This is a genomic window from Paracoccus sp. SJTW-4, from assembly GCF_047716885.1.
Taxonomy (GTDB): Bacteria; Pseudomonadota; Alphaproteobacteria; order Rhodobacterales; family Rhodobacteraceae; genus Paracoccus; species Paracoccus solventivorans.
Genome location: NZ_CP136681.1, coordinates 3,318,298 through 3,329,383, shown reverse-complemented (window position 1 = coordinate 3,329,383; position 11,086 = coordinate 3,318,298). Strand labels below are relative to the sequence as shown.

Annotated in this window: 13 protein-coding genes; 4 read left to right on the top strand and 9 right to left on the bottom strand. The window is 67.9% G+C overall.

Annotated features, from left to right (window positions below; all coding sequences use genetic code 11):
* Nucleotides 1–540: 540 nt before the first annotated feature.
* From rpsT to mutM, 3 genes are all read right to left on the bottom strand, one after another.
* Nucleotides 541–810: a 30S ribosomal protein S20 gene (rpsT, locus tag RSP45_RS16245; RefSeq protein ID WP_073064549.1), complete on the bottom strand. Its 270-nt coding sequence runs from the start codon at nt 808–810 to the stop codon at nt 541–543.
* 157 nt (nt 811–967) lie between these two features.
* On the bottom strand, nt 968–1,744 hold the full coding sequence (locus RSP45_RS16240) for an enoyl-CoA hydratase (protein WP_073064546.1): 777 nt from the start codon (nt 1,742–1,744) through the stop codon (nt 968–970).
* Between the two features lie 108 nt (nt 1,745–1,852).
* Nucleotides 1,853–2,698, bottom strand: coding sequence for a bifunctional DNA-formamidopyrimidine glycosylase/DNA-(apurinic or apyrimidinic site) lyase (gene mutM / locus RSP45_RS16235; protein ID WP_415392733.1), 846 nt, complete (start codon nt 2,696–2,698; stop codon nt 1,853–1,855).
* A gap of 57 nt (nt 2,699–2,755) precedes the next feature.
* On the opposite strand from mutM, the gene ubiE reads away from it, so the two are divergent.
* Both ubiE and ubiB read left to right on the top strand, forming a co-directional pair.
* Complete coding sequence (ubiE, locus tag RSP45_RS16230) at nt 2,756–3,508, top strand: bifunctional demethylmenaquinone methyltransferase/2-methoxy-6-polyprenyl-1,4-benzoquinol methylase UbiE (RefSeq protein ID WP_073064540.1); 753 nt, start codon at nt 2,756–2,758, stop codon at nt 3,506–3,508.
* Nucleotides 3,509–5,035 carry a 2-polyprenylphenol 6-hydroxylase gene (gene ubiB, locus RSP45_RS16225; protein ID WP_415392732.1) on the top strand — a complete coding sequence of 509 codons (1,527 nt, stop codon included), beginning with the start codon at nt 3,509–3,511 and terminating at the stop codon, nt 5,033–5,035.
* A 580-nt stretch (nt 5,036–5,615) separates the two neighbouring features.
* On the opposite strand, the gene RSP45_RS16220 is transcribed toward ubiB, so the two are convergent.
* From RSP45_RS16220 to RSP45_RS16195, 6 genes are all read right to left on the bottom strand, one after another.
* Nucleotides 5,616–6,434 carry a DUF1217 domain-containing protein gene (locus RSP45_RS16220; protein ID WP_415392731.1) on the bottom strand — a complete coding sequence of 273 codons (819 nt, stop codon included), beginning with the start codon at nt 6,432–6,434 and terminating at the stop codon, nt 5,616–5,618.
* Complete coding sequence (gene flbT / locus RSP45_RS16215; protein ID WP_415392730.1) at nt 6,431–6,832, bottom strand: flagellar biosynthesis repressor FlbT; 402 nt, start codon at nt 6,830–6,832, stop codon at nt 6,431–6,433. Before flbT ends, RSP45_RS16220 begins: the two co-directional genes overlap by 4 nt.
* Nucleotides 6,833–6,927: 95 nt before the next feature.
* Entirely contained in the window at nt 6,928–7,293 is a 366-nt protein-coding gene (locus tag RSP45_RS16210) for a flagellar biosynthesis regulator FlaF (RefSeq protein WP_415392729.1), read from the bottom strand.
* A 71-nt stretch (nt 7,294–7,364) separates the two neighbouring features.
* Nucleotides 7,365–8,198 carry a flagellin gene (locus RSP45_RS16205; RefSeq protein ID WP_415392728.1) on the bottom strand — a complete coding sequence of 278 codons (834 nt, stop codon included), beginning with the start codon at nt 8,196–8,198 and terminating at the stop codon, nt 7,365–7,367.
* A gap of 176 nt (nt 8,199–8,374) precedes the next feature.
* Nucleotides 8,375–8,689, bottom strand: coding sequence for a hypothetical protein (locus tag RSP45_RS16200; RefSeq protein WP_415392727.1), 315 nt, complete (start codon nt 8,687–8,689; stop codon nt 8,375–8,377).
* The gene (locus tag RSP45_RS16195) at nt 8,686–8,913 is read right to left on the bottom strand and encodes a hypothetical protein (RefSeq protein WP_415392726.1); all 228 of its coding nucleotides are present in this window, start codon (nt 8,911–8,913) and stop codon (nt 8,686–8,688) included. Before RSP45_RS16195 ends, RSP45_RS16200 begins: the two co-directional genes overlap by 4 nt.
* Nucleotides 8,914–9,140: 227 nt before the next feature.
* Here RSP45_RS16195 and RSP45_RS16190 point away from each other — a divergent pair, with 227 nt between their 5' ends.
* Both RSP45_RS16190 and RSP45_RS16185 read left to right on the top strand, forming a co-directional pair.
* Nucleotides 9,141–10,235 carry a flagellar hook-length control protein FliK gene (locus RSP45_RS16190; RefSeq protein WP_415392725.1) on the top strand — a complete coding sequence of 365 codons (1,095 nt, stop codon included), beginning with the start codon at nt 9,141–9,143 and terminating at the stop codon, nt 10,233–10,235.
* Nucleotides 10,236–10,244: 9 nt separating this feature from the next.
* On the top strand, nt 10,245–10,919 hold the full coding sequence (locus RSP45_RS16185; RefSeq protein ID WP_415392724.1) for a flagellar hook capping FlgD N-terminal domain-containing protein: 675 nt from the start codon (nt 10,245–10,247) through the stop codon (nt 10,917–10,919).
* Nucleotides 10,920–11,086 lie beyond the last annotated feature (167 nt).

Below are 11,086 nucleotides of genomic sequence, written 5' to 3'. Positions count from 1 at the left end.
CGACTTGTCCCTTCTGTCCCCGGTTCCCGCCGTTGCATCGGCAGGACATGCGATGCCGCCCGCGGCAGGGGACGAACGGAACAGGGCACCCACGCGCGCCCCGGGCTGCGGGGCGCGAGCCGGGCCTTGCGGCCCCGTCGGTCTGTTCCCGGGTCGGCCGGTCCGGTGGCAGCCGGATCGACCTGCGGCGCGCCGCGACGGCCCGGTGGCAGCCGGAACGTTGCGGCTGGCGCCTGCCCGGACGCGGCGAAATGGCCTGTCCGGGTGATCGCCCCCTGTCGCGAGTGAATCGCTGCGACAAGGCTAGCGGCAAGCGCAGCGGGGCTGCAACCGAACTATGCGCTTGACAGCACCTTTGCGCCCCGAATCTGCGCGACTGTGGCAGATGGGTGATTTTCCAGTTTTTACAGGAATTTGGACGGCTTCCACAGGACGGAAAGCCCCATGAAAAACGCCCCGGAACAACCGGGGCGTGCTGGATATTCCGGTGCTTCCGACCCCTCGAAAGGGCCGGAAATCCGGGGCCGCAGAGGGGCTGAATCAGGCGGTGGTCATCGCCTTCACGCGGGCCGACAGCCGCGACATCTTGCGCGCGGCGGTGTTCTTGTGGACCACGCCCTTGGTCACGCCCCGCATCAGCTCCGGCTGCGCCGCCCGCAGCGCCTCGGCCGCGACCTGCGCGTCACCGCCGGCGATCGCTTCCTCGACCTTGCGCAGGAAGGTGCGGATGCGCGAGCGGCGGGCCTTGTTGACGGCGGTGCGGCGCTCGGTCTGACGGGCGCGTTTCTGGGACTGGGGGGTATTGGCCATGGGTGTTCGTTTTCTCTGTCGGTCTGTTGCGGTTGTGTCTGTGCGCAAAAGACCCGGCAAACCGCCCCAAAAGGAGCGGTGCTGATTCTTGCCTAAGCGGGCCCACGCGCATGTCAGCGGGGCCTATAGACCAGCCCGCGCCGAAAGGAAAGCCCGCTCAGCGGTCGCGGAACTGCGCTTCGCGCTTTTCGGCAAAGGCGCTCATCCCTTCCTTCTGGTCCTCGGTCGCGAACAGCGCGTGGAAGGCGCGGCGCTCGTACAGCAGCCCCTCGCGCAGGGTGGTCTCATAGCTGCGGTTCACCGCTTCCTTGGCGACCATGGTAGCCACGGCGGATTTCGAGGCGATCTTGCGCGCCGCCGCCATCGCCTCATCCACCAGCTTGTCGACCGGGACCACGCGGCTGACCAGGCCCGAACGCTCGGCCTCGGCCGCGTCCATGAAACGGCCGGTCAGGTTCATGTCCATCGCCTTGGACTTGCCGACGAAACGGGTCAGGCGCTGGGTGCCGCCGATGCCGGCGATCACGCCCAGATTGATCTCGGGCTGGCCGAACTTGGCGTTTTCCGCGCAGATGATGAAGTCGCACATCATCGCCAGCTCGCAGCCGCCACCCAGCGCATAGCCCGCGACCGCGGCGATGATCGGCTTGCGAACGCGGTTGATCCGCTCGATCTCGGGGCCGAACAGGTCGCCGGTCAGCACGTCCACGTAGGATTTCGCCGCCATTTCCTTGATGTCGGCGCCGGCGGCAAAGGCTTTCTCGCTGCCGGTCAGCACGATGCAGCGAATCGCCGGGTCGGCATCCGCCGCCGTCACCGCCGCCGCCAGCTCGGAAATCAGTTCACCGCTGAGCGCGTTCAGCGCCTCGGGCCGGTTCAACCGGATCAGGGCGACTCGGTCGTTGTTCTCGACGATCAGGGTCTGATAGGCCATGCGAAACTGTCCCTTGGGTTAGGCGGCGTCGCGCGCTTGTTACCAAAGCTCACGCCCGCGTGCCAGCCGGTCGATGCCGCGCCAGCGCAGGGGCCGCTGCACAGGGGGTCAGCGCTGGCACTGCGGGCAGAACCAGCTCGACCGGCCCGACTGCGCAATCCGGGCGATCACGCCGCCGCAGCCCGGGGTCGGGCAGGCCCCGCCCTCGCGCCCGTAGACGCGGAACTCGTGCTGGAAATACCCCATCTCTCCCGACGCCTGCCGGTGGTCGCGCAGCGAGGAGCCGCCGGCCACGATCGCCTCGGCCAGCACGTCGCGGATATGGCCCCACAGCGCCGCGATCTCGTCCGCGGCAAGCGCGCCACCGTGGCGCGCGGGGTGGATGCCGGCGCGAAACAGCGCCTCGCACACATAGATATTGCCCAGCCCGGCGACGATGCGCTGGTCCAGCAGCAGCGATTTCACCGGCGCCTTGCGCCCCGCAAACGCCGCGGCCAGCACGCCGGGGGTGAAGTCCTCGCCCAGCGGTTCCGGCCCCAGCCCGGCCAGCAGCGGGTGATCCTGCCCCGGGCGCACCAGATCCACCGCACCGAAGCGGCGCGCGTCGTTCAGCGTCACGGTGACGCCCGCATCCGTGGTCAGCACCAGATGGTCGTGCTGCGCGCGCAGGCTGGCGTCGTGGTGGAACCCGCCCAGGATCCCGCCTTCGACCCGGATGCGGCCGGACATGCCCAGATGCAGCAGCATCGCCGCATCGCGGTCAAGGTCGATCAGGATGTATTTCGACCGCCGCCGAAGCCCTTCCACCCGCGCGCCGGTCAGCACCTGCACCAGATCCGGCGGCATCGGCCAGCGCAGGTCGGGGCGGCGCTGGTCCACCCGCACCAGCCTGTGGCCGGTCAGATGCGGCTCGAGGCCGCGGCGCACGGTTTCCACCTCTGGCAGTTCTGGCATTTCCCGGCTTTCCGCTGCATGGTGCCGCCCGGACCGGCGACCCTGGATGGCAGACCTATGAACGACAAGGCGCGTAATCAAACCCATTTCGGCTTCCGGCAGGTCGCAGAGGATGAAAAGGCCGGGCTGGTGCACGGGGTGTTTTCCCGCGTCGCCTCGAAATACGACGTGATGAACGACCTGATGAGCGTCGGCATCCACCGGATCTGGAAGAACGCGATGATGGACTGGCTGGCGCCGCAGTCGGGCCAGCATCTGCTGGACGTGGCGGGTGGGACCGGCGACATCGCCTTTCGCTTTCTGGGCCGCGCACCGGGGGCGCGGGTCACCGTCTGCGACATGACCGAATCGATGCTGGTCGAGGGGCGCAAGCGCGCCGAGGCCGGGCGGCTGGCCGACCGGCTGGCCTGGGTGACGGGCGACGCCATGGCCCTGCCCTTTGCCGATGCCAGCTTCGACCGCTACACGATCAGCTTCGGCATCCGCAACGTCACCCGCATCCCCGACGCGCTGGCCGAGGCCCATCGCGTGCTCAGGCCCGGCGGCCGGCTGATGGTGCTGGAGTTCTCGCAGATCCCGGTGCCGGCGCTGCAATGGGCCTATGACCGCTATTCCTTCAACGTGATCCCGCCGCTGGGGCAGCTGGTGGCGCAGGACCGCGACAGCTACCAGTATCTGGTCGAATCGATCCGCCGCTTCCCCGACCAGCAGACCTTTGCCGCCATGATCCGCGACGCCGGGTTCGAGCGGGTGCAGTATCGCAACCTGTCCATGGGAATCGCGGCGCTGCATTCGGGCTGGAAGCTCTGAATGCGGGGACCTCACAACATCTGGCGGCTGATCCGCACCGGCGCGACATTCCAGCGCACCGGCGCCATGGGGGCGGCGCTCGACGCGATGAATGCGCCCGCGCGGGTGCGGGCGGCGGCGCGGCTGCTGGGCTGGCCCTTTGCCTGGCTGGGCTATCGCGGCGACCCCGACCTGCCGCCGATCACCCGGGCGCTGACCGCGCTGGGGCCGGCCTATATCAAGTTCGGCCAGATCCTTTCGACCCGGCCCGATGTGGTGGGGGTGGAAATGGCCGGGCATCTGCGGATGCTGCAGGACCGGCTGCCGCCGTTCCCCGACGAGATCGCCCGCGCCCAGATCGAGCAGGATCTGGGCGCACCGGTGGCGGCGCTGTTTTCCGAGTTTTCCCCGCCGGTGGCGGCGGCCTCGATCGCCCAGGTGCACCGGGCGCGGCGGGCGGACAGCGGCGCCGAGGTGGCGGTCAAGGTGCTGCGCCCCGGCATCCTGGCCGATTTCCGCCGCGATCTCGACGCCTTCCACCTGGCGGCCTCGCTGATCGAGTTCCTGTCGCCGTCCTCGCGGCGGCTGCGGCCGCTGGACGTGGTGGGGCATTTCGAATCGGTGGTGCTGGGCGAGCTGGACCTGCGGCTCGAGGCTGCCTCGGCCTCCGAGTTCGCCGAGAACACTCGGGGGGACGAAGAATTCGCCGTCCCCCGCCCGCATTGGGACCTGAGCAGCCGCCGCGTGCTGACCAGCGACTGGGCCGAGGGCATCCCGATGTCGGACGTCGCCGCGATCCGGGCCGCGGGCCACGACACCAGCCGCATCGCCGCGCGGCTGCTGCAGCTGTTCCTGTCCCACGCGCTGCGCGACGGATTCTTCCACGCCGACATGCACCAGGGCAACCTGCGGGTGGCGGCGAACGGCGACATCGTCGCCTTTGACTTCGGCATCATGGGCGAGATCGACGAATACACCCGCCGGGTCTATGCCGAAATCCTCTATGGCTTCATCCAGCGCGACTATCACCGCGTCGCGCGGGTGCATTTCGAGGCGGGCTATGTGCCCTCGGACCGCAACATCGCCCAGTTCGCGCGCGCCCTGCGGGCGGTGGGCGAGCCGATCTTCGACGCCGATGCCAGCCGCATTTCGATGGCCAACCTGCTGGCCTATCTGTTCGAGGTGACCGAGCGTTTCGGCATGGCCACGCGGACCGAGCTGATCCTGCTGCAGCGGACCATGGTGGTGGTCGAGGGCGTGACCCGCACGCTGGACCCGCAGATCAACATCTGGGCGACAGCGCGGCCGGTGGTCGAGACCTATATCCGCAGCAACATCGGCCCCCGCGCGCTGCTGCGCGACGGTCTGCGCGTGCTCGAGGCACTGGGGCGGCACGGGCCCCTGCTGCCCGAGATCGTGGACCGGCAGATGGACCACCTGTCCCGCCCGCAGCCGCTGCCGGTAGTCGTGGACCGCCGCCCGCCGCTGTGGCTGGTGGCAGTCGCGCTGCTGTCCGCCGGCACCGCCTTGGGTGCGCTGCTGTCCTGACGGGGGGGGGGCCGGGCTGGGCGGGTGTCCCGTGCACGCCCGCTGTCTGGGCGCGGTGGTTCGTCGGGCGATGCCGCTCTATCCTTGTGACGGTACCCTTGATCCTAGGCGGTATCCTTGTGGCGGTGCCGCTGCGCCTTTTGCTCGATGCCTTCGAACCAGTGCCGTAGCGCCCATTCCGGCAGTGCTGCGCTTTTCCGGCAGTGCCGCTGCGCGCTCTGCTCGATGCTCTCGGCCCATTACCGTAACGCAAATTCCGGCAGTACCGCTGCACCTTCTTGTCCGATACCTTGGGACCGGTGCCGTAGCGCCCATTTCGGAAGCACCGCTGTGCCTCGCTCACCGCCGCCCCGCTCACCGCCGCTGCACGCGCCACGGAACCGTTGGAGCCTTCCCTGGTTGACCGCCGCCCGTGCCGCTGCGGTCCATCACGACTGCGCTTGCCGGTGCCCTCGCTCACTCTGCGCTAATGCACGAGCTGTCGGACGGGATACCTCCGGGCAAGTCCTCATTTTCCGCGCAGTTCTGCCAAGCGCGCCCCGAGAAAGCTCCGCGTCGCACAGCCCTTTCCCTTCCCGCTTCAGCCGTAACGGTAGCCGGGCAGGCCCGTAGCCGACCGGCCGGCGTTCGACAGCAACAGCAGCGCCGCGTTGTAGGAAGATTGCGCCGGGCTGACTGTCTCGGCACGGATCAGGAATCTCTGGATGATCTTTTCCAGATTCGCCGGCTCGGCAAAGACGGAGGGCGAGCCAGAGCCGAACATCCCGGCGGTACGCTGCTTCAACTGCTCGAGCTGCTTTTCCACCGGGAAATTGGTGAAATCAGAGGTCAGGCCCAGCGCCCCCTCGATCACCTTCCGCAGCGGCGCCGAGCCCAGGATGTTGTACCAGCGGATATTGTCCGAGGCTGCAGAGTCGCCGATCTTGGCCAGTTCCCTCTGCGCGTTCATCGCCAGGCGCAGATTGCCGTCGACGGTCCCCACCCGCCGCTCCAACTCGGCGGCGACATGGCGCTCGGCGACTTCATTGGCCAGCTGCTGGTCCGGCCCCGCACCGGAACCGAAGCCGAAAGCCTGGGCGAGGGCCAGATAGCGCTTGTCCCCAAGGCGGTTGGCAAGGCTCTTGGGATCGCTCAGGTCCGATTCGAGCACCTTGCGGATGAAGAAGCGGTTGTTGATGTCGTCCTCGAGGCCAAAGGCGCTCAGCGCGGCGTTACGCAGCCGGTAATCCGCCACCAGCGCCTCGGCAGTCCCGGTGCTGCCCAGCCGTTCACGGACGTAGGCGACGTCGCGGGCGACGGCAGGTTCTCGCGCCACCAGCGATCGCTGCAGATCGCCGGTGCGCTGCAGCAGCCGCCACCCCGCATAACCGCCCTGCCCGACGACCGGCTGGAAGCTCATGACAGATGCGCGAACAATCGCGCCTCCCGCGGCAACAGGCTGCGCAGCTGGCGAAGCGCGCGGTAGACATTGCCGTCGATCACATCGGCGGTGGCACTGCTCAGGGCCAGCCGGCTGTCACGGTCGTCGAAGACCTGCGACAGCTGCTCGATTCCGCGCAGCAGATTGCGGCGCCCCCGGATTTCGTCCACGTCGCCCGACAGCATCAGCTGCGCGTCGTAGCAGACCCGCGCCACGGGAGTGGAGACGTTGTCGGGGTGGATCGCCTCCTTCAGCCGCAGGATATTGGCATTGGGAGTCTTGATCGAGATCTTGCAGCGCCGGTCCCCGTTCTCGATGACGGCGCCATTGATCAGCACGCGCTCATTCGGCGCGAGTTTCAGGATGAGTCCGCTCATGTGATGTTCCGCTCCGGCCGCAGGGCGGCCAATATCATTGGACCGACAGGATCTGCCCGACGCTCGGGCGGGATGGGGCGCAGCCGTCCGATGCGTCAACCCGGCTGCTCGAAAAGTCCCCGCGCAATCAAGCGGTTGATCTCGATCAGCGCGCCGGCATCGCCGCTGCCGTCCAGCACCCGGCCGGTTTCGCGTTCCACAAATTGCGCCAGGGACAGAAGCTGCGCGCGCAGGCCCTGCGGCAGCCCGTTGCCGTCGCCGGCCAGGTCCTGCGCCGCGGCCCGCCAGAAGCGGCGGTTTTCATGGACCGCAGCCGCCAGCAGCGCAAAGCCGCTTCTGCCACGCTCGGAAGCCTGGATCATGCCCGCGGCAAGGCGCGAGAGGATAAGCGCCTCGGCCCGGCGGGGGTCGGAATCGGCCAGGGCGGTTGCCGCGTAGCCGACGGGAACCTGTGCGTTCAAGTCCGGTCCTTTCGATGGAATGGGGACGAGGTCGGGGGTTCCGGGGCCCCGAAGGGCCCCGGATCAGCTCATTAGCCGCGGAACAGCGACAGCAGGGTCTGCGGCGCCTGGTTGGCGATCGACAGCGACTGCGTTGCCAGCTGCTGCTGGACCTGCAGCGCCTGCAGGCGCGCCGAGGCTTCCTCCATGTCGGCGTCGACCAGCGCGCCGATGCCCGAGGTCATCGCGTCCGACAGCTTCTTGACGAAATCCGACTGGATCTCGATCCGCTTGGCAACCGAGCCGAAGTTGGCGGCGGCGGTGATCGAGGTCTGAAGCTGGGTCTCGATCCCCGCCAGTGCCGTGGCCGCGCCGGCTGCGGTGCTGACGTCGTAGGCCGCCACCGCCGTCTGCACCGCCGTCAGGTTCTGGGGCGTGATCGCGATGTTGGCGGTGGTCACCGTCCCGTCCGAGGCCCGGTCGAGCGAGGCCAGGACGTTCACCGCCGCGGTCTCGCTGTTGTTGACCAGGTTCAGGCCGTTGAACTGCGCGGCGCTGATGATCGAGCCGATTTCCGTGGCCATCGCGGTCAGATCCGTCTGGATCTTGGTACGATCGACGTTTTCTTCCTGCGCCGAGATGATCAGCTGCTTCATCTCTTTCAGCAGGTCGGTCACCGACTCGGACGCGGCACGCGCCACGCCGACGGTCGACTGCCCCAGGGCCAGGCTGTCGCCGACGGACTTGAAGCTGTCGACATCGGCCTCCATCGTCTTGGTGATCGCCCAGACGGCGGCATTGTCCTTGGCGGAAGCGATCGATTTGCCGGTCGAGATCTCGTCCTGGGTCTTGGCCAGGTTCGAGTTGATGCCGCGAAGGGTCTGCAGCGCAACCATTGCGCTGTTGTTGGTCAGAATGCTGGACATTATATCCTCCGGTATTTCCGGGCGAATTATATCCACCCGGGTTTCATGGGTTTCGGCCTTTCTGACCAGCGGGAATTACCCGGCGTCGACTTGACGCAATCACCTTTTACGACGGCGACCCCTAAGGAATAGTGAACTTCAGCGTCGGCGCCAAAGCCGGAATCCGGCGCATTTTATCAAAATCGCTGCGCGCGGGCGGGAAGGCCGGTGCTGACCCGCTGCCGCCCGGCCCGGTCATAAACGTCCAGCCCGCCCAGCACGGCCGACAATTCGCGCAGCCAGTCGCGCGAGGCGTCAAGCCCGTCTGCGGCAGCCGCGGCCAGCCCCTTCAACCGCTCGAGTTCGCGGGCGCAGGCGGCGCGGGTCTCCGGGTCGAGGGGCTCGCGCTCGACTTGGGCCCGGAATCGCTCGAGCAGCCTTTCGCAAGCGGCCGAATCACCGGCAACCATGGCCTGGCAGGCCGCGTCCAGAATCCGGATCGGCTCGGTCATGGCGCCACCTCCAGCCGCGAATCGAGCCGCAGGTCGATCCGCGCCGCAATCGCCGCGGCGTGCTGTTCGACCATGAACGACGCGAATTGCGATTCGCCCGCCCCGCCGTGGAAGGGCGTCCCGCTTTGGTCCGGCATGGCGATCTTCAGCATCTCGGTCAGGAATGCCGTCTCCAGCCGGTCGCCGCTGGAGGGCGCAGGCGGCAGCGGCCTGGGAGTCATCATCTGGATCTTCACCGAAACACCTCCGATTAAATTGCTGTGCTTTGTTCAATATCGGGCGGCGGTAAATATTTGGTAACGAGAAGCGAATAAAACAGAGGAAAGTGATTCTCAAAGGGCGAGCCATGCCGGCACTCAGTATCCCTGCTCAAATGACTGCGCCCCGGCCGGGGATGGTGACGGGACGGGAGCCGGCCCGGGACCGCGGCGGCGCCGATTTCGGGGAATGGATGGCGCGAACAGCAACTGGCGGCGGGCATCAGGCGGCCACGGCAGCCGGGGAATCCGGCGCTGCCGCGGCATCCCGGCTCCAGAAGGATCCTGCCGATTCGTCCGCTCTGCACGACGCAGCGGGGGACGAAGCGGGCGAAGTTTCAACGGCCGGGACGGAAGCGCCGCAGGAGGAAGGTGTTCTTGTCGAAACCGACATCCTCCCGGCGGCGCCGATTGCTGTGCCCGAGACGCCATCCCCGCTGCCCGGTCCGTCTCAATGGACTCTGCCACCGGCAGAAGCGCCGTTGGCCCAGACAGAGCTGCGGGCCGTTTCAGCTGCGGAAGTGACCGAGGGGGAAGGCGTTCTGGTCACCTCCAGGTCGCATCCGGCACCGCCTTCTGAACTCGCCACGTTGCGCGCGTCCGGCGCCGCCGGAACGGCGCCTGGCAGTCCGGATACCGGGAAAGCCGCGCCCGATCCGGCCGATGCGGCGAAACTCGCGGAAATCACCGCGCCAGAGGCGCCGCCGCACGATGCCCCCGACAGCACCACGGCGGAGGCCACGGGCACGGCAGGCACGGCAGTGCCCCGAGATGCGGCGGGCCAGGCGTTCCAGGCACCGGCCGATCCCGACATGCCCGGTGCATCAGCGGCACCGCTTGCGCGCGACACCGCCGCTGCTTCCGTGGACCAGCCCTCTACCCTCCGCCTGCCGCCGCTGGCCGAACCGCACCGACAGATCGCCGACGCCATCGTGCGCACCAGCTCGGGACAGGTTGAGATCACGCTCGATCCGGTCGAGCTGGGGCGGGTGACGGTGCTGCTGGGCGAGGACGGAAACCCCGGTCGCCTGGCGCTGCTGGTCGAACGCCCCGAGACGCTCGAGCTGATTCGCCGCCACAGCGACCAGCTGCTGCGGGATCTGCGGGAAAACGGGATGCCCGACGCCCGACTCGAGGATCTGCGGCAGGACGATTCCGCCAATCGGCGTGACAACCCGCCACAGATGCCCCGTCAGCCGGCGGCCGAAAGTCCCGGCTGCATTCCATCCCTCCTTGCAGCCGAGACGGCGCGGCCGGTTGCGCTCGGGCGGCTCGATATTCGCTTTTAGGGAAGCCCCATGACCAGTTCCATCGCTGCAACCACCCCAAGCCCCCCCGCCGTCACGCCGACCGCGGGCAAGGATGCCACTGCGCAGGCGGCAAGCTTCGCCGGCGGCGATTTCCAGACCTTTCTCAAGATGCTGACCACGCAGATCAAGCATCAGGACCCGCTGAACCCGATGGAGGGCTCGGACTTCGCCGTCCAGCTTGCGACGTTTTCGGGGGTCGAGCAGCAGGTCAGGACGAACCAGCTGCTGGAGCAATTGGCGGGCGAGCGCAGCGGCGGCCTGGCCGCGCTTGCCGACTGGATCGGCCGTGAGGTGCGGACCACCGCCCCGGTTGCCTTCGACGGCACCCCGATCACTCTCGACATCCAGCCGGATCAGGGCGCGGACCGGGTCGAGCTGGTCACGCTGGACCCCCGCGGCCGCGAGATCATGCGCGAGGACATCGGCTTGGGCAGCGGCGAGATCGACTGGATGGGGCGGACCGAGGACGGGCCGCTGCCCGCCGGAACCTACAGCTTCAAGCTGGTGAGCTATCGCGGCGACGAGATTCTGGCGACCAGCGCGGTCGGTGCCTTCACCCGTGTCACCGGCGCCGAGCTGACGACGGAAGGGGCGCGGCTCTCCTTGCACGGCGGCGCAACCGCGCTGGAGAGCGAGGTGACGGCCTTGCGCGAGTTGCGATGATGCCCCGGGCGCGCGGCGACGATCAGTTTCCAAAGCCGCCTGCACGATATGGCCGAAATACGACGCTGGCCCATGGCAACCCCCAGGAACAAAAGGAAAAGCCTCCAGGAAATCCATCCCCTTCACCCTCGCAGCCATTGCGGATTCAACAATTTTACGCATCGTCC

Bases quoted from the DNA above. Each gene is read 5' to 3' on its own strand.
- rpsT (WP_073064549.1), bottom strand. From the start codon at position 810: ATGGCCAATACCCCCCAGTCCCAGAAACGCGCCCGTCAGACCGAGCGC.
- RSP45_RS16240 (WP_073064546.1), bottom strand. From the start codon at position 1,744: ATGGCCTATCAGACCCTGATCGTCGAGAACAACGACCGAGTCGCCCTG.
- mutM (WP_415392733.1), bottom strand. From the start codon at position 2,698: ATGCCAGAACTGCCAGAGGTGGAAACCGTGCGCCGCGGCCTCGAGCCG.
- ubiE (WP_073064540.1), top strand. From the start codon at position 2,756: ATGAACGACAAGGCGCGTAATCAAACCCATTTCGGCTTCCGGCAGGTC.
- ubiB (WP_415392732.1), top strand. From the start codon at position 3,509: ATGCGGGGACCTCACAACATCTGGCGGCTGATCCGCACCGGCGCGACA.
- RSP45_RS16220 (WP_415392731.1), bottom strand. From the start codon at position 6,434: ATGAGCTTCCAGCCGGTCGTCGGGCAGGGCGGTTATGCGGGGTGGCGG.
- flbT (WP_415392730.1), bottom strand. From the start codon at position 6,832: ATGAGCGGACTCATCCTGAAACTCGCGCCGAATGAGCGCGTGCTGATC.
- RSP45_RS16205 (WP_415392728.1), bottom strand. From the start codon at position 8,198: ATGTCCAGCATTCTGACCAACAACAGCGCAATGGTTGCGCTGCAGACC.
- RSP45_RS16200 (WP_415392727.1), bottom strand. From the start codon at position 8,689: ATGACCGAGCCGATCCGGATTCTGGACGCGGCCTGCCAGGCCATGGTT.
- RSP45_RS16195 (WP_415392726.1), bottom strand. From the start codon at position 8,913: ATGATGACTCCCAGGCCGCTGCCGCCTGCGCCCTCCAGCGGCGACCGG.
- RSP45_RS16190 (WP_415392725.1), top strand. From the start codon at position 9,141: ATGGCGCGAACAGCAACTGGCGGCGGGCATCAGGCGGCCACGGCAGCC.
- RSP45_RS16185 (WP_415392724.1), top strand. From the start codon at position 10,245: ATGACCAGTTCCATCGCTGCAACCACCCCAAGCCCCCCCGCCGTCACG.